The 16056-nt window shown below is 40.7% G+C and carries 17 protein-coding genes; 2 read left to right on the top strand and 15 right to left on the bottom strand.

Annotation, left to right across the window (positions count from 1 at the left end):
• Positions 1 to 13: 13 nt before the first annotated feature.
• The 9 genes from RBATCC27255_RS08270 to RBATCC27255_RS08230 all read right to left on the bottom strand — a co-directional run bounded on the left by RBATCC27255_RS08270 (position 14) and on the right by RBATCC27255_RS08230 (position 8154).
• On the bottom strand, positions 14 to 889 hold the full coding sequence (locus RBATCC27255_RS08270) for a polyprenyl synthetase family protein (protein WP_242958620.1): 876 nt from the start codon (positions 887 to 889) through the stop codon (positions 14 to 16).
• Positions 882 to 1106: an exodeoxyribonuclease VII small subunit gene (gene xseB / locus RBATCC27255_RS08265; protein WP_101029549.1), complete on the bottom strand. Its 225-nt coding sequence runs from the start codon at positions 1104 to 1106 to the stop codon at positions 882 to 884. The genes RBATCC27255_RS08270 and xseB overlap by 8 nt, the downstream gene beginning before the upstream one ends.
• On the bottom strand, positions 1096 to 2031 hold the full coding sequence (gene whiA, locus RBATCC27255_RS08260) for a DNA-binding protein WhiA (RefSeq protein WP_101029548.1): 936 nt from the start codon (positions 2029 to 2031) through the stop codon (positions 1096 to 1098). Before whiA ends, xseB begins: the two co-directional genes overlap by 11 nt.
• A 9-nt stretch (positions 2032 to 2040) precedes the next feature.
• Positions 2041 to 2904 carry an RNase adapter RapZ gene (gene rapZ, locus RBATCC27255_RS08255; protein ID WP_101029547.1) on the bottom strand — a complete coding sequence of 288 codons (864 nt, stop codon included), beginning with the start codon at positions 2902 to 2904 and terminating at the stop codon, positions 2041 to 2043.
• Positions 2905 to 2921: 17 nt separating this feature from the next.
• Positions 2922 to 3827 (bottom strand): UDP-N-acetylmuramate dehydrogenase, encoded by a 906-nt coding sequence (gene murB, locus RBATCC27255_RS08250; protein ID WP_101029546.1) that lies wholly within the window; start codon positions 3825 to 3827, stop codon positions 2922 to 2924.
• 78 nt (positions 3828 to 3905) lie between these two features.
• On the bottom strand, positions 3906 to 4874 hold the full coding sequence (hprK, locus tag RBATCC27255_RS08245; RefSeq protein WP_101029545.1) for an HPr(Ser) kinase/phosphatase: 969 nt from the start codon (positions 4872 to 4874) through the stop codon (positions 3906 to 3908).
• A gap of 181 nt (positions 4875 to 5055) precedes the next feature.
• The gene (locus tag RBATCC27255_RS08240) at positions 5056 to 5640 is read right to left on the bottom strand and encodes a hypothetical protein (protein ID WP_101029544.1); all 585 of its coding nucleotides are present in this window, start codon (positions 5638 to 5640) and stop codon (positions 5056 to 5058) included.
• On the bottom strand, positions 5633 to 6700 hold the full coding sequence (locus tag RBATCC27255_RS08235) for an SLC5/6 family protein (protein ID WP_101029543.1): 1068 nt from the start codon (positions 6698 to 6700) through the stop codon (positions 5633 to 5635). The genes RBATCC27255_RS08240 and RBATCC27255_RS08235 overlap by 8 nt, the downstream gene beginning before the upstream one ends.
• A complete protein-coding gene (locus tag RBATCC27255_RS08230; RefSeq protein ID WP_101029542.1) occupies positions 6700 to 8154 on the bottom strand; it encodes a spore germination protein in 1455 nt (484 codons plus the stop codon). Before RBATCC27255_RS08230 ends, RBATCC27255_RS08235 begins: the two co-directional genes overlap by 1 nt.
• Positions 8155 to 8235: 81 nt before the next feature.
• On the opposite strand from RBATCC27255_RS08230, the gene RBATCC27255_RS08225 reads away from it, so the two are divergent.
• Positions 8236 to 8904: a DUF421 domain-containing protein gene (locus RBATCC27255_RS08225; RefSeq protein ID WP_101029541.1), complete on the top strand. Its 669-nt coding sequence runs from the start codon at positions 8236 to 8238 to the stop codon at positions 8902 to 8904.
• 4 nt (positions 8905 to 8908) lie between these two features.
• Positions 8909 to 9289 carry a DUF4363 family protein gene (locus tag RBATCC27255_RS08220; protein ID WP_101029540.1) on the top strand — a complete coding sequence of 127 codons (381 nt, stop codon included), beginning with the start codon at positions 8909 to 8911 and terminating at the stop codon, positions 9287 to 9289.
• Positions 9290 to 9292: 3 nt separating this feature from the next.
• Here RBATCC27255_RS08220 and RBATCC27255_RS08215 read toward each other — a convergent pair whose 3' ends face one another.
• From RBATCC27255_RS08215 to RBATCC27255_RS08190, 6 genes are all read right to left on the bottom strand, one after another.
• On the bottom strand, positions 9293 to 10129 hold the full coding sequence (locus RBATCC27255_RS08215; protein ID WP_101029539.1) for a metal ABC transporter permease: 837 nt from the start codon (positions 10127 to 10129) through the stop codon (positions 9293 to 9295).
• Positions 10122 to 10868: a metal ABC transporter ATP-binding protein gene (locus RBATCC27255_RS08210; protein ID WP_101029538.1), complete on the bottom strand. Its 747-nt coding sequence runs from the start codon at positions 10866 to 10868 to the stop codon at positions 10122 to 10124. The genes RBATCC27255_RS08215 and RBATCC27255_RS08210 overlap by 8 nt, the downstream gene beginning before the upstream one ends.
• Positions 10868 to 11854: a metal ABC transporter substrate-binding protein gene (locus RBATCC27255_RS08205; protein ID WP_101029537.1), complete on the bottom strand. Its 987-nt coding sequence runs from the start codon at positions 11852 to 11854 to the stop codon at positions 10868 to 10870. Before RBATCC27255_RS08205 ends, RBATCC27255_RS08210 begins: the two co-directional genes overlap by 1 nt.
• 115 nt (positions 11855 to 11969) lie before the next feature.
• Positions 11970 to 12995 (bottom strand): protein translocase subunit SecF, encoded by a 1026-nt coding sequence (secF, locus tag RBATCC27255_RS08200; RefSeq protein WP_101029536.1) that lies wholly within the window; start codon positions 12993 to 12995, stop codon positions 11970 to 11972.
• Positions 12988 to 14409 (bottom strand): protein translocase subunit SecD, encoded by a 1422-nt coding sequence (gene secD, locus RBATCC27255_RS08195; RefSeq protein WP_101029535.1) that lies wholly within the window; start codon positions 14407 to 14409, stop codon positions 12988 to 12990. Before secD ends, secF begins: the two co-directional genes overlap by 8 nt.
• Positions 14410 to 14658: 249 nt before the next feature.
• Positions 14659 to 15939, bottom strand: a complete 1281-nt coding sequence (locus RBATCC27255_RS08190; protein WP_101029534.1) for an aspartate aminotransferase type Ic — start codon at positions 15937 to 15939, stop codon at positions 14659 to 14661.
• Between the last annotated feature and the right edge of the window lie 117 nt (positions 15940 to 16056).

The following is a 16056-nucleotide window of genomic DNA, read 5'->3' as shown; positions in this document are numbered from 1 at the left end:
TTACTTAACAAAGTTATTTATTTCTTTTTGCAAGTTTATATGCAAAATCTCCAAGCTCTGTTGTATCACCGTCAAAGCCCTGTAGCGCATTGACGGCCTTTTTGGTAAGTTCATCAACAAGTTCTCTGCACTTTTCAATTCCGAGAAGTGAAACATAGGTTGATTTGCTGTTTTCGGCATCACTGCCTACAGGCTTGCCGAGTTCCTCATCGGATGAGGTTACATCAAGAATATCGTCCTGAATTTGGAATGCAATGCCGATGCACTCGCCAAATTCAGAGGCGGCTTTGATTTGCTTATCGTTTGCGCCTGCACTTATACAGCCAAGCTCGCAGGCTGCTTTTATAAGACAGGCTGTTTTTTTGTAGTCCATTTCACGGAGAACTTCAATCGGAGCGTTCGTGTTTTCACTCATAAGGTCAATAACCTGACCGCCTATCATTCCTGTCGCACCTGCGTATTTTGAAAGCACGGAAACACCTCTGCAGCAAGCAGGAGTTCCGCAAATTTTTACTGTCTTTTCATTTGTAAGGGTTTCAAAGGCAAGCGTTAAAAGTGCGTCGCCGGCAAGCAAAGCTATATTCTCACCGAAAACCTTATGATTTGACGGCTTGCCTCTTCTGAGGTCATCGTTATCCATACACGGCAAATCATCGTGAATGAGAGAATATGTGTGAATCATTTCAACTGCACAGGCAAATGCCGTTGCAGACTCTTCACTTCCGCCGCAAAGGCTGTTAAACGAAAACACAAGGTACGGACGGACACGCTTTCCGCCTGCCTCAAGGCTGTAAGCCATTGCGTCAATCAGCTTTTTTTCACGGCAATCCGCACTCGGAAGATAGTTTGTTAAAGCATTTTCGGTTATCTTTGCATAATCCTTACTCATTGTCATCACCCTTTGAAAGCTTTGAAATTTTCTCGTTTATATCAATAATCTTACCCTTGCATTGCTCAAGCTGTTTCATACAAAAAGCAAGAAGCTCACACGCTTTTGCATACTCCTCCATTGTCTGTTCAAGAGTAAGCTCTCCGCTCTCCATTTTTGAAACTGATTTTTCAAGCAGTTCATTTGCCTGTTCAAAAGTTATATTTTTATTTTCCATTAGTTTTTACCTCTGTACCTGCATATTCAAGCAGTCTTTGCATACGGTGATTTGCACCGCTTCGGCTGATTGGGGTTGAAAGATTCTGTCCCAAGTCACGAAGTGACATATCGGGATTTTCAAGCCTTAAATATGCAATTTCCCGCAAATCTTCCGGCAGAGAATCAATTCCGACCGTCCTCTTGATATGCTCGATTGCATCAAGCTGTTTTGCCGACGCCGTTGCGATTTTTCCGATGTTTGCCACCTCACCGTTGATTCTGCGGTTCACATTGTTTCGGACCTGTTTTATCGCCTTTGTCCCCATAATCTCCATTGCTCTTATCGGAGCGCCTATGTAGGTGAGCAAATCGCAAATCTGCTCACTTTCTTTGAAATAAACGATATAACTGCCGCTGCGAACAACTGTTTTCGGAGCGAGAGTACATTCGGTTATTTCGGAAAGCACCTTGCACAAATCCTGAGAAAGATTTTTGTGAGGAACGCAAAATTCGAGGTGATAGCTTTTCATCGGATCGGATATTGAGCCACAGCTTAGAAAAACACCTCTCAAAAATGATTGTGTAAGCTCTTCGCTTGAAAGATTTGCCCTGTTTACGCGCAGAGTAACCTGACCGTAAATATGTCCGAAATCCTCAAAAATACGCTTGCAATCGTTTTCGTCAATCACGATTATTTTGTAAAGGCGGCTGTCGCTTGATTTTGTTCTCAACGCCGATTGTTTTTCGATTATCGGCATATATAAATTCTGTAAAAGAAATATAAGGCGGTTTCCCGCATAATTACTTTCTGTTGTAAAGGTTATTTTTTTTGATGAAAAATTTCTGCTGAACAAAAGCATTCCGTAAAGCTCTGCTTTGAGAGCTTCACGGTCGAACTGTTCAACCGAACAAATTTCTTTTTTTACATCCGAGGAAAATGACATCTCTGCACCTTACCTGTCAATATCTCTGTGCTGAATAACGCACTTATAGCCTTTCTCATGAAAGTGAGCGTTAAGCTGCATGGCAATTGTAACGCTTCTGTGCTTGCCGCCCGTACAACCTATGCCGACAACAAGCTCGCTTTTGCCCTCTTTGAGATAGAGCGGAACCGAAAAATCGAGCATACTCAAAAGTCGCTTTAAAAATTCGGTTGTTTCTTCACTTTCAAGAACATAGTCACGCACCTTTTTGTCAAGCCCTGTAAGATGTTTGAGTTCGGGAATGTAAAAAGGATTAGGCAGACAACGCACATCCATAATGAGATCTGCCTCAAGCGGAATTCCGTATTTGAACCCGAACGACATAAATGTCAGCGTAATGCTTTGTGAAGTGTCCTCCATGAACATTGACATAATTCGCTCTCGGAGCTGTTTGTTTGACATATATGTAGTGTCAATGTTATAATCGGCTGTTCTTTTAACAGGCAAAAGAAGCTCCCTTTCAAGCTCAACGGCAGACAGTACCGAACCGTCCTTGAGTTTTTCCGAAAGAGGATGTCTTCTTCTTGTTTCCTTATAACGAACAACGAGCCTGTCCGTCATTGCGTCAAAGAACAATACTTTTACATTTTCATAGCGTTTTTTAAAGCGTTCAATCTGAGAACACATTTCCTCAAATTTTTCGTTGCCTCTTACATCAACAACAACTGCAACTCTTTTCATTGAATCATCTTCAGATTTAAGGCAAAGATCGTAGAGTGTTGACAGCAAGCTTGACGGTAGATTGTCAACGCAGTAGTAGCCGATGTCTTCAAGCACATGCAAAGCACCTGTTTTGCCTGCACCCGACATTCCTGTAATGATTACAAATTCCATAAAATTACACCTTTTGATTAAAGAAAAATAAGTTCACATTCAAGCTTGTAGCCTGTTTCATCTTCAACAGTTTTCTGAATTTCAGACACAAGCTGTTTTACATCATTTGCCGTAGCCTTCGATTTGTTAATAATAAAGCCTGCGTGTTTTTCACTGACCTGAGCACCGCCGACTGTTTTGCCCTTGAGTCCGCACTGCTCAATGAGAGCACCTGCAAATGCACCCTCAGGTCTTTTGAACACGCTGCCGGCGCTGGGATATTCAAGCGGCTGTTTTGCCGAACGGCGGTTCATATAATCGTTCATTCTGTTCTGAATTTCTTCGGGATTATCTTTTTTAAGTTTGAAAACAGCGCCTGTAATTATGCAGCCGTTTTTGCGGTAAACGCTTGTTCTGTAGCCGAATCCAAGATCAGCGGCTTCTATTCTGCCGATGTCACCGCTGTTTGTAATATGAGAAACGCTGTAAACAACATCTTTCATTTCACCGCCGTATGCGCCTGCGTTCATAAACACAGCACCGCCGACTGTTCCGGGGATTCCCCACGCATATTCAAGTCCCGAAAGTCCGCATTTTTGGGCAAACTTACAAAGACTTCCCAAAGCCGCACCGGCTCCGCAATAGATTGTTGTGTCGTCAATCAATGAAATGTTTCTGAAATCACCGTCAAGACGGAGAACAGTGCCGTGGATTCCCTCATCGGGAACAAGAACATTGCTGCCGTTGCCGAGAAGAATATACTTCTCCTTACAGGCATCACATTCCTTTAAAATTTTCATCAGCTGAGAAAGATTTGTCACCTTTATGTAAACATCTGCTTTTCCGCCGATTTTAAATGAAGTGTGTCTGCTCATCGGTTCAAATCGTCTTGCATCACAGTCAAGCTTTTGAGCATAATTATATATAATATCGGTAGTATCCATTAAATTACCCTCCGTTGTCAGTTTATGATATGTAATTTCTGTTCCGCACATTTAAAATGTATAAAAAATCCGATACAGTTACTCCCATGTATCAACAATAACCTTTGGTGACGGCGGAAGATCCTCAACAGCCATTCCGAGATTTTTGAGAAGTTCTCTTGCGGCATTATAACCCATTTTCTTCTGTCTGTTATTCATTGCGGCAACCTCGATAATTACAGCAAGGTTACGACCGGGCTTTACGGGAATTGTCAAAGTAGGCACTTCTATTCCGAGAATCTTCATATATTCGTTGTCAAGTCCCATTCTGTCATAAACCTTTGAGCTGTCCCATTGCTCAAGGTTGATTACCATATCAATCTTTTCCTGCAGTTTGATTGCGCCCATACCGAAAAGCTTTCTGGCGTTGATAATTCCGATACCCCGAAGCTCAATGAAGTGACGGATATTTTCGGGAGACTGACCGTAGAGAGTTGTCAGAGAAGTTCTTCTGATTTCAACGGCATCGTCGGCAACAAGACGGTGACCACGCTTGATAAGCTCAATTGCGGTTTCACTCTTACCGACACCGCTGTCGCCCGTAAGCAGACAGCCTTCGCCGTACACTTCAACAAGAACGCCGTGACGGGTGATTCTCGGAGCAAGCTCTTTGTTAAGGTACTGTACAAGTGACGCAGTGAGATCCGATGTACTCTGCGGAGTGCTGAAAATTGACACCTTGTGCAGTTTTGCACTCTCGAGAATTGCGTTTGAAGGTTCAATGTCACGGCAGATTATAACTGCAGGCGGTCCAAAGCTGAAAATGGAGTCAATAACCATTTTCTGAGCCTCGGGACCGTAACGGCCGAGATACGAGAACTCCGTGTTGCCGAGAACCTGAATTCGCTTGTTGTCAAAGAATTCAAGATAACCCGTAAGTTCAAGTCCCGGTCTGTTGATTTCAACAGTCGATATGTTAGTTTCCTTGTAATTTTCAGCGACATAAACTTCGGTGAGGTTCAATGCTTCTGCAATTTGCGACAGCGGAACAGAAAATTCAACAGACATAAATCATCGTCCTATCCTAAATATTTATTACCCTTATTAAAGCGGTGCAATGTTCCTGCCTCAAAATCGGCGAACATTCGCAATAAGTATTATATACTTATTGCTATTATACACCATAACGCTGTCTTGATAAAGTCTTTTTGTGAATTATTTTTCAATTTTAAATAAAATTTTCTCATTTTTATGTTACTATTTTAACAATGTCTGCTTTTAATTCTTTTTCGGAACTAATATAACAAATACTCAAATAGCCGTTATTTTTACCCTTAAAATTATTAAATATGGATAAAGATGTCACCGAAAGCTCTTTTTCATTATTCTTTAAATGAACAATGTGTTCTTTTACTTTTCTTAATGCCTCTTTATCTTTTGAAAAAAGTTGCAATGTTTTTGTATCCGAAAAGGCTGCATAAGTTAAAGGTGAAATTTTGCTTGCTTTTGAAATATAATTTATATCTGTTTTGAGATTTTTTTCTCCGAGATTTGAGTCTATAAGATACAATTCAAGCTTTGAAAGCGTAAGCATTGGGATATAGGCTTTCTTTGCCAATATTACGGCTTTTTCAAGGCTGTCAGCCTCAACCGAAACACTTTGCACATCTTCGCAGTTCTTCAGCAGATAGAAATTATATACGGTTTTGCCGGATTTATTTTCAGCGGTAACAGTCTGTACCAGTGATGAGGTGTCAATTCGGTTTGAATTTGTACAGCCGCCTAAAATCAGAACAATTGCCATAATCGGCAGTAAAAATATTTTTTTAATCATACAGCTTTCTCCTATACGCAAAAAGACAGATTGCCGGAATCAGAAGTGCGGAAATAAAATTGAGTGCAGTCAGAAAAATATTGTTCAACAATAATTCTTTTACAGCATTATAACTATCTGCACAAACAAACAAAACAAACATTATAAAAGCTATTATCGAAACAAAAACAAGCGTTCTTTTTGAAGATGTATTTACAATGCAGTTTGAAACGCTGATGAGAACCGCTGTTACAAAAACAAATACACAAGCTGTTACAGCGGCAAGATAAAAGCTGTCAAAGCCCTTCATATCACCGAAATAAGCGGTTTTTGACAATAGCTGAACAGAATACGGTTGTTGTGCCGAATATGCACCCGTTACAAAATCGGTGAAAAACAAAGTTAACATTAATGTGCCGAATATAATAAGAGTTGTAATTACAGGTTGTTTTATCGACAGATTTTTGGTGCTTGTGGAATTGAATCCAAAAATTACAGGCAGAAACGCAAAGATTAAACAGTCTGCAGCATTGCTCCGAATATTTGAAAAATCGGGTGTTACAAAGGTGCTGTTCGGTGCAAATTCAAAAGATTTTATATTGCCGAAAAATATCACTGCAAATGCAATTATAAGAAACGCAAACACAAAAATGCTGACTCTTGAAAGCGGATTTACCCCCTTTGACGCACCGTAAACACAAATGCAAAGTATCAGAAAGGCAATCACCTTTGTGTCAGCATCGGGATTAACACCCGAAACAAACATATCACAAAATCTAATCAGAAAAGAAACGGTTATCACGGTGAAATACATACAATAATATGAAGAAACAAAGAAAAAGCCCGTTTGCGATGTGTTTTTTGCAAAGGCTGAAAAATCAAGTCTTGTTCTGTGCTTTATCGAATAAAAAGGAACAAAGCACAACAGCGTGAAAAATATTCCGAATCCGATTGACACAAGACTTGAAAAAATATTGTCACTCTGCAAAAAGCTCCGCCCCATTAACAATATTGGAAGTACAGAACATACAAACAGCGAAAGCATAAGTCTTTTTGACGGAAAAGTTATATTAGACTGCATTATATCTCCTCCGTTTCGGGAAATTTCTGAACCTTGATTGTGCGCTTTGAAAGACTTTTCCAATCTGCTCTGACAAAGACATCACGCATACTTCTCCATGAAAACGGAGCAAGCGATGACATATACGGCACACCGACCGAGGTTTTTGAGCACATATTGACAAGTACTCCGCAGGTGAGCAGAACTATTCCCCACAAGCCGAACATTCCGCCTGCGATAACGCAGAAAAATCTCAGCACCATAATAGGCGGATAGAGTGCGGATGTAACATAACTGCAAATTGCCGCAGTTGCTACGACCATAAGGGTTGACGAGCTGATTATACCTGCACTGACGGCACTTTCGCCGATTACAAGCGCTCCGACAATACTGACAGCGTGTCCGAGCGGCTTTGGGATACGCAGTCCCGCCTCTCTCATAACCTCATAGATAAAGGTTATGAGAATAACTTCAAGTGTTACGGGCAATGGAGTCTGAGATAATGAATCGGAGGTTTTCACGAGCAGACCCGTAGGAAAATATTCGGGATGGAACTGTGCAAAAGCGGTGTATATTCCCGGTAAAAATACAGCTATAAAGAATGAAATATACTTTAAAATCCGTATAAATGCCGCATAATACGGACGATTTGAGTAATCGTCAACACTCTGAAATTCTTCAACAAAAAGATGAGGAATTATTATTACCGACGGTGTTCCGTCAATCAGAATTGCCACTCTCCCCTCCGATAGCTTTCCGCAGACCGTATCGGGTCTTTCGGAAATTCCTACCCCCGAAAAAAGTGAATTTGAACTGTTATCTTCAAGATATTCGCTTAAATATCCCGACGCAAGAATCATTTTAAGATTGCAGTTTTCAAGCCGTTCTCTGATTGCTTTAAGGATTTGCTTTGACACGCTGTTTTGAAGGTAACAAATCATCATCTGCGTATTTGAACTGTATCCGCTTGTTACGGTTTCAAAAACAAGGTCGGGACTTTTGATTCTTCGTCTTATTAAAGTCATATTGATTCTCAGCGGTTCTGTAAAACCCTCTCGGCAGCCTCTCTGAACCACCTCACTTTCAGGTTCGGAAACACTTCTGAACGAAAAGCCCTGTGCTCCGATTGCAAGCATACGGCTGCAGCCGTCAACAACAAGCAGGGCAAAGCCTGATGTTGAAAAGCTGATTGCCTCGTCAATTGTCGTAAACTCGACAATCTCGCTTGATGTCAGCACGGTATTTTTGATTGTATCAAAAATTTCATCGGGATTTTGACATTCAAAATAATAATCAAGCAGAGGATTGATCAGCGACAATGCAAGCGTATCTTTTCCGCACATCCCCTCAATTGTGATTATTGCGGATTTTATACTGCATTGTCCCTTTAGATTCATTTCACGAACCGTAAAGTCTGCCGAATTTTTGAACATTTTCTTCAAAGCTGAAATATTTTCTTTTAACGAATTATACATTTAATCACCGTCTTAATATATCTGCTTTTTATTTTGCGGTATATCGGCTCAAATTATGCAAATATTAGTAACGGTGATGTTATGATAATTTCAATAATCAGAACAATTTTGCTCTATGCCTTTGTTATTTTGGCAGTCAGACTTATGGGAAAGCGACAAATAAGCGATATGCAGCCGAGTGAGCTTGTTATAACGATGATAGTATCGGATATTGCGTCAATTCCTATGCAGAACACATCTCAACCGTTATTGAGCGGAGTTATCCCGGTTGCAATATTAGTTGCTCTTGAAATTACAGCAAGCGTGATTATGATGAAGTGGAGCGGTTTCCGCAGTCTTGTGTGCGGAAAGCCCGTTATTGTAATTAAAGACGGAAAAATTCTGCAATCTGCAATGAAAAAGCTACGGCTTACAACAGAAGATTTGAGCGTTCAGCTAAGACAACAGGGTATTTTTTCGATTGAAGATGTTCAGTACTGCATTGTTGAAACCAACGGTGAAGTAAGCGTTCTCGAAAAGCCTGATAAAAGACAGCCGTCTGCCGAGGATTTCGGGTTAAAAATCAAGGACAACAAAATTGAAACGGTTGTTGTCAGCAACGGTAAAATCCTTCAAAATTCTCTTAATCTGTGTGAAAAAGAAAAGGATTATGTCAAGAAAATTCTCGAAAAGAAAAATATTAAGCAAAACAATGTTTTTCTGATGACACTTGACGCACTCGGAAATTACAATATTATAAAAAAGGAATGACAGTATGAAAAGAATTTACATTGCACTTTCGCTTGTTCTGGCGGCACTCTGCTTTGCCTCGGTTGAAACAGGATTTATTTCGGGCAAGACGGATTCGTTCATTGCAAAAATCGAACACGCCGACAGACTGATGAGTCGGCTCGAATTTGACGACGCTCTCAAAATTTGCAAAGAAACAGAAGAAGAGTGGTATGACAGTGCAAAATTTATTGATACCGTGCTCATACACGATTATGTTGACGCAATAGGAATAAGCATTTCGAGGATGACCGCATTTGCACAAAAACAGAACCGTGATATGTACTTTGCCGAAAGCGTTCAGGCAAAAAAAGAACTCGCCTCCATTAAAGAAAGCGAGTTTCCGTTAGTTGAAAATATTTTGTAATTCTTACACAGAATTATTCTTTTTAATTTTGGAATTGATAAATTCAATCAGCCAGAATATAAGAAAAACAGCTGCATTGACTATTACTACGCTTGCGCCTGTCGGTGTGTCACAGAAATATGACGCACACATACCGACAAAGAAACAGCAGAGCGAAAGCACACCTGAGCAGAGAATTACCGACTTGAATTTTTTGCAGACCCTCATTGAAGAAAGCGCAGGAAAAATTATAAGTGCGGAAATAAGCAGAGTACCCATAATTCTCATACCGATTACGATTGTGAGAGCCGTAAGGAGTGCAATTACCGTGTTATAAACACCTGTTTTCAGACCTGTTGCCCTTGAAAATGTTTCATCAAAGGTTACGGCAAAAATCTTGTTATAGAACAAAATGAATATTACGATTACAACAAGTGCAAGGATTCCGCACATAATAGCATCGGCTGTTGTTGTGGCAAGAATACTGCCGAAAAGGTATGAGTTGAGGTCGGTATTTACGCCCGATACACTGACAAATACAACACCTATTGCAAGTGCCGTACTTGAAATTATTGCGATTGCCGCATCGCCGTTGATTTTACTGTTCTCGGAAAGTCTTAACAGCAGGAATGCCGCAATAATGATTACAGGAACAGCAACTTCAAGCGGTGCAAGGTTGAGAGCCGCCGCAACTGCAAGCGCACCGAAGCCCACATGTGAAAGCCCGTCACCAATCATTGAATAGCGTTTGAGAACAAGCGTAACACCGAGCAGAGCCGCACACAAAGAAACAAGTATGCCGACAATAAATGCCCTGACAATAAAATTGTATGAAAACATTTCGATAATCATATCAAACATTTTTTGCACCCCCGTGAACTCTGTGCTGACATTCATCACACGGACAATCGCTGAGAATAAAGCGTTTGCCGGCATCCGAATGCAGATACTGATGTGCAGTACCGTAAAAATACCAATTCTTTGCAAGGTGCAGAATTTTTGAGGCATTGCTCACCGCTGAATTTACATCATGAGAAACCATAATAATCGTGATTCCGCTTTCATTCAGTTTTTTGATGAGAGCATACATATCAGCCATTGCCATTGGATCAAGTCCCGTCACCGGCTCATCGAGAATAAGCAGCTTGTGTGTTGCGCATAAAGCCCTTGCAAGCATAACACGCTGCCGCTGACCTCCGGAAAGTTCTCTGAAACACTTCTTGCGTAAATCATAAATACCCGTGAGCTTCATATTCTCAGCGGCAGTTTTTTTCTGCTCTTTAGAATAGAAAAAGGTGTGTTTTTTGTTAAGACAGCCCGAAAGCACAACCTCGCTGACAGAAGCAGGAAAATCACGCTGAATATCGCTTGACTGCGGAAGGTAACCGATTTCATTCTGCCTCAGTCCGTCGCCGTAGGTAATTGAACCGCTCAAAGGCTTTAAAAGTCCGAGAAGGGCTTTCATAAGAGTAGTTTTGCCCGAACCGTTTTCGCCGACTATGCAGATATAATCCTTTTCTTTTATATCAACCGAAATATCATTGACAACGGTTTTGCCTTCATAACCGAGCGAGGCATTTTCTATTTTAATAAGTGACATCAGTATAACGCCTCCTTTAGTGCTTCAAGATTTTGTTTCATAACAGAAACATATGTTGCACCGTTTTCAAAATCTTCTTTTGTAACATTATGACACGAAGAAAACTGCATCGTCTTTGCGGAAGAATCTTCTGAAATAATCTGCGCAATTTTGCCGCTTGAAAGCTCAAGATAGAACACAACGGGTATATTGTGTTCTCTTGTAAAATCAATCAGATGAGAAACAACGGCTGTACTCGGCTCGGTTTCATGACTGCATCCGGGGAAAGCACATTCATAACCGAGGTCGTAGTCGCTTACGAAATAGAGAAACGGAAATCTGTCGCCAAAAACAAGCGTGTCACGCTTTTTATTATTTGCAACTTCGGTAAATTTCTTATCAAGGCTGTCAAGCTGTGAAATGTAATTTGTTTTTCTGTCATTGTAATATTTAGAATTTTTGCTGTCAACTGACATTAACTCATCTGCGATTGAGGCAGACATACGCTCTGCATTTCTGATTGAAGTCCAGACATGCTCGTCATACTCCTCCCCTTCTTCGTGATCGTGACCTTCGTCATCATCATCCATATCTTCATGACTGTCGTGTTCATGGTCATGATCCATAGATTGTTCATGTCTGAGAGGAACATACTCCATCATCTTCATCACCTTGACATTTTTGTTTTCAATTGATGAAAGTACTCCGTCAACCCATTCATCGCTTTCACCGCCGTTATAGATAAAAATATCGCAATTTTCAATTGCAACAATATCAGACGGCGTGGGTTCATAGCTGTGCGGATCACTTCCGGGCGAAAGCAGCAAACGGACATCAGCCTTATCGCTGGCAAGCTGTCTTACAAAATCATAGTAAGGAAAAATTGTAGTAACAACGCTGATTTTACCGTCAGACTTCTTAAAGCTCTCAGCTTTTCCGCATCCGGAGATTGAAAACAAGCCACAAATTATCAGGAAAGAAAGAAAAATTGAAACAGTTTTTTTCATATATCGCTCCAAGTTGTTTAAAGTACAGAATACACAAAAGGGATTGCATAAAACATCTTTATGCAACCCCTTTATAATTATTTGCAGAATCGGATAAATTTATCCGAAAGCTGTTTTATGCAGCTTTAGCGGCAAGCTTCTTTGCCTTTTTATGACGCTGCCACATAACCCAAAGCGGACCTGCGATACAGATTGAAGAATAACAACCCGATATGATACCGATAATCATCGGAAGAGCAAAGCCCTGAACAGATGTGATATTGAACGCACAGGCAACAACATAAACAACAAGAATAGCTGAAAGTGTTGTTACAGAAGTCATAATTGTTCTCTTAATACACTTTGTACAGCTGAGGTTGAATATCTTGCCAACATCTGTTTTGCTTCCGACAAGCTTCTTTTCCTCACGAACACGGTCATAGATAACAATTGTATCGTTAAGCGAATAACCGAGAATCATAAGAACAACTGCGATGAAGCTTGCGTCAATCGGCATCTGGAAGATTACATACATAAAGTAAATCATTGCAACATCGTGGAAGAGGGCTACGAGAGCCATAACACCTGCCGAAAGACCGCCGATTTTCTTAAATCTGATTGTTACATAAAGAACCATAAGCACGGCTGCAATTGCAACAGCAGTAAGACACTTGAGAAGGAAGCTGAAACCCATTGAAGCATCAACCGAATTTGATTCAAGACATTTGAAGTTATTGTCCGGATACTTCTTCTGAAGGTCTGATTCAAGGTTCTTCTGAATATCGGTTTTGATTGAATCGTTACCCGAGAACTGAACAGTTACCGTTGTGCCGCTGTCACCCATAAGATCCTGAGCATATGTTGTAGTGATTCTGTCCTCTGTTGTTTCAACCTGAATAAAATCAGTAAGTTCAGACTGATTGATTTCACCACTGTAGCTGAATTTAAGAGTTGCACCGCCTGAGAACTGAATGTCAAGCTGTGTACCGAAAATAAAGTTGCAGATGATACCGATAATAATAATTGCAAGAGAAATTCCGAAGAAAATCTTTTTGTGACCTACAAAGTCAATAATCTTGCGGCCTCCGTTATACTTATTAACAAATTCCTCGTCTGTAAGAGGGGCTTTTGAAACTGCCTTTGTCTGAGTTTTATCAGTCATTCTTAGCACCTCCAAACAACCATTTTTTACGCAGGAACTTAAAGCCTGCAACACTTCTGAGCATAATTCTTGTACAGAATACACCCATGATAAAGTTAGCGATTACGCCGACAAGAAGTGTGTAACCGAATGAGTAGATAGTACCTGTTGTTGACTCACCGAAGATAATGGAGAGAATATTTGCAGGACCAAATACAAGCATAAGGATAATTGATACGATAATAACGGTCATATTACCGTCGATGATAGCGGAAAGTGAATTCTTTGTACCCCTTTCAAGAGCACCGTCAAGAGTTCTGCCCGCTTTAAGTTCTTCCTTGATACGCTCGGCAGTAATAACATTACAGTCAACGCCCATACCGATTGAAAGGATAAGACCAGCAATACCGGGGAGCGTCATTGTGAATGAAGAGAATACAGGGAAGTAACCTGATACAGCCGCAATGGCAAGACCCATCTGACCGAGAAGTGAGATAACTGCAACAAAACCGGGCAAACGGTAGAAGAGAATCATAATGATTGCAATAAGGATAAATGCGATAACACCCGCATATGCCATTGCAATGAGTGAATTTTCACCGAGGGTTGCACTGATTGTGCCATAGTTTGATGTTTCAAGCTGGAAAGGAAGAGCACCTGCGTTGATTTTTGATGCAAGGTCCTGAGCCTCTTTAGCTGTGAAGTCACCTGAAATAACAGCGTTGCCGTCTGTAATTTCAGCCTCAACCTTAGGAGCTGAAAGCATAATATCATCCATCCAGATTGAAACCTGCTGGTTTAGATATTCTTTAGTGATGTCAGCAAAACGCTCTTTACCGTTCTTGTCACCGCTGCTCTTCAGCTTAAGCTGAACTACATAGGAATTTTTACCTGTGGTCTTGTCTGTTGTCATACCTGCTGAGGCACTTTCAACATAAGAACCGTCCATAAGGATTGTTTTTGCCGTGTCACCTGAAGGAGTCTTGTAAACATATTCACCGTTTGAATCGATGTCAGTTGTTTCATGACCGTCTCCGGGACGGAATGTAAGCTGTGCTGTTGAAGAAATTTCTTCAATAGCCTCAACTGCGTTCTGGTCGGAATCTTCCTTCCACGGGAAACGAACAATGATTCTGTCGCTCTTTGCGTCAGCATAAAGCTCATAATCCGTGATACCCTGAGATACCATTCTTAATTCAATGATTGACTTTGCAGACTCAAGCTGCTCGTCAGTTGCGTCAACATCCCCTGCCGGTTTGAAAGTAGCTTCAACACCGCCGCGGATGTCTATTCCCCATCGTATGTCGCTGATACCTTTTAATACTGTTGTTTTGTTATCGCCGGTGTAGTAGGAAATACCAAAAATCGCAGTAAATGAAAAGGCAAGTATCAGCAAAGCTACGACAAAGAATACAGGCTTTGGAACTCTTTTCATGCCTTTGAAACCTCCGTTAAATAATTGGCTGTGGTTTTATTTTGCTCTAAAGTCAAAATAACTCTGTCACGAACATCTAACCACAGACCGTAACAGAGTTATTATAGAATTATTTTTGTAAAATGTCAATGGATACGGAAATATTTAATAAAAAAAGAATTCAATCTGTCAAAAAAAACATTCTAATGTTATAAATAATGCACAAAATCTTTCATAGTAAGCACTGACAGACAAAAAATCTAGTGATGATTACTTGTTCAGAATCTTCTCACAGGCGGCAAGCTTGGCACAGGTACAGAAAACATCCATTGCAACTTCAAGCTCACTGTTCGGAGGAAATGTCGGAGCAATTCTTATATTTGAATCATTGGGGTCAAGACCGAGAGGATATGTCGCACCTGCTCCTGTGAGGACAACTCCTGCCTCCTTGCAGAGGGCAACTGTCCTCTTTGCCGTACCGTCATATACATCAACACTTACAAAGTATCCGCCGTGCGGCTTTTTCCATGATGCGATACCGGCGGGTTCAAGCTCCTTATCAAGTGTATCAAGAACGATGTCAAACTTAGGCTTAAGAATTTTCTTGTGCTTTTCCATATGCTTAAGAACGCCGTCATAATTTTTGAAGAATCTTACATGGCGAAGCATATTAAGCTTGTCATAGCTGATGATTTCATAGTTATATTTCTCACGGAGAACTTTAAGGTTATTCTCAGAAGCAGCCAGCGCAGCAACACCCGAACCGGGGAAAGTAATCTTTGATGTTGAACAGAACATAATAGGAAGGTCTTCGTTGCCGGTCTTTTTGCACTCATCCATAATATTGAGAAGCACATCGGGCGTGTCGCTGATTTCATGAATGCAATAGGCATTATCCCACATAATTCTGAAATCCTTGGCGGCAGGCTTTAAGGCTGCAAAACGCTTTACAACCTCATCGCTGTAAGTTGTTCCTGCAGGGTTTGAATATTTAGGAACACACCAGATGCCCTTAACAGACTCATCTTCGGAAACGAGCTTTTCAACTATATCCATATCAGGTCCGTTGTCATCCATAGGAATCGGGATAAGCTCAAAGCCGTAATACTGAGTAATGCCGAAATGACGGTCATAACCCGGTACCGGACAGAGGAATTTTCTGTTCTTTACTTCATACCATGGTTTGCAGCCCTCAACAGCGGGAGCTGTCATAAAGCATGAAATTGTATCAAACATCATATTAAGGCTTGAAGAACCGCCTACAATAACATTCTCTGCATCTACACCGAGAATATCCGCAAAAAGCTTTCTGCACTCTGTAATACCGTTGAGAAGTCCGTAGTTACGGCAATCCATATTGTCTTCGCCGATAAAATCAGACTTGCTGTTAATTGTGTCAAGCATAGGCAATGAAAAATCCAGCTGTTCTTTGCTGGGCTTGCCTCTTGCCATATTCAGGCTAAGACCCATACCTTTGATTTCTTCAAACCTTTTAGAAAGCACGCTATACTCTTTTTCAAGTTCCTGTTTACTTAAATCAAGATAACCCATTTTGAATAACTCCTTAAAATATTATTGCAAATGTATTTTAATTTTCTAATACATTTTACCCTATGCGGCAGAAAAATGCAAGATGTTTTTTACAAACTTGCATTTTTATTTTCACAA

It is taken from the genome of Ruminococcus bromii (genome assembly GCF_002834225.1).
Classification (GTDB): domain Bacteria; phylum Bacillota; class Clostridia; order Oscillospirales; family Acutalibacteraceae; genus Ruminococcoides; species Ruminococcoides bromii.
Note: the sequence above shows the minus strand (reverse complement) of the source record. Positions and strands in the feature narration are given on the sequence as shown.

What these genes read in the sequence shown, in the direction of transcription:
- RBATCC27255_RS08270 (WP_242958620.1), bottom strand. Translation starts at nt 889, where the DNA reads ATGAGTAAGGATTATGCAAAGATAACCGAAAATGCTTTAACAAACTAT.
- xseB (WP_101029549.1), bottom strand. Translation starts at nt 1,106, where the DNA reads ATGGAAAATAAAAATATAACTTTTGAACAGGCAAATGAACTGCTTGAA.
- whiA (WP_101029548.1), bottom strand. Translation starts at nt 2,031, where the DNA reads ATGTCATTTTCCTCGGATGTAAAAAAAGAAATTTGTTCGGTTGAACAG.
- rapZ (WP_101029547.1), bottom strand. Translation starts at nt 2,904, where the DNA reads ATGGAATTTGTAATCATTACAGGAATGTCGGGTGCAGGCAAAACAGGT.
- murB (WP_101029546.1), bottom strand. Translation starts at nt 3,827, where the DNA reads ATGGATACTACCGATATTATATATAATTATGCTCAAAAGCTTGACTGT.
- hprK (WP_101029545.1), bottom strand. Translation starts at nt 4,874, where the DNA reads ATGTCTGTTGAATTTTCTGTTCCGCTGTCGCAAATTGCAGAAGCATTG.
- RBATCC27255_RS08240 (WP_101029544.1), bottom strand. Translation starts at nt 5,640, where the DNA reads ATGATTAAAAAAATATTTTTACTGCCGATTATGGCAATTGTTCTGATT.
- RBATCC27255_RS08235 (WP_101029543.1), bottom strand. Translation starts at nt 6,700, where the DNA reads ATGCAGTCTAATATAACTTTTCCGTCAAAAAGACTTATGCTTTCGCTG.
- RBATCC27255_RS08230 (WP_101029542.1), bottom strand. Translation starts at nt 8,154, where the DNA reads ATGTATAATTCGTTAAAAGAAAATATTTCAGCTTTGAAGAAAATGTTC.
- RBATCC27255_RS08225 (WP_101029541.1), top strand. Translation starts at nt 8,236, where the DNA reads ATGATAATTTCAATAATCAGAACAATTTTGCTCTATGCCTTTGTTATT.
- RBATCC27255_RS08220 (WP_101029540.1), top strand. Translation starts at nt 8,909, where the DNA reads ATGAAAAGAATTTACATTGCACTTTCGCTTGTTCTGGCGGCACTCTGC.
- RBATCC27255_RS08215 (WP_101029539.1), bottom strand. Translation starts at nt 10,129, where the DNA reads ATGTTTGATATGATTATCGAAATGTTTTCATACAATTTTATTGTCAGG.
- RBATCC27255_RS08210 (WP_101029538.1), bottom strand. Translation starts at nt 10,868, where the DNA reads ATGTCACTTATTAAAATAGAAAATGCCTCGCTCGGTTATGAAGGCAAA.
- RBATCC27255_RS08205 (WP_101029537.1), bottom strand. Translation starts at nt 11,854, where the DNA reads ATGAAAAAAACTGTTTCAATTTTTCTTTCTTTCCTGATAATTTGTGGC.
- secF (WP_101029536.1), bottom strand. Translation starts at nt 12,995, where the DNA reads ATGACTGATAAAACTCAGACAAAGGCAGTTTCAAAAGCCCCTCTTACA.
- secD (WP_101029535.1), bottom strand. Translation starts at nt 14,409, where the DNA reads ATGAAAAGAGTTCCAAAGCCTGTATTCTTTGTCGTAGCTTTGCTGATA.
- RBATCC27255_RS08190 (WP_101029534.1), bottom strand. Translation starts at nt 15,939, where the DNA reads ATGGGTTATCTTGATTTAAGTAAACAGGAACTTGAAAAAGAGTATAGC.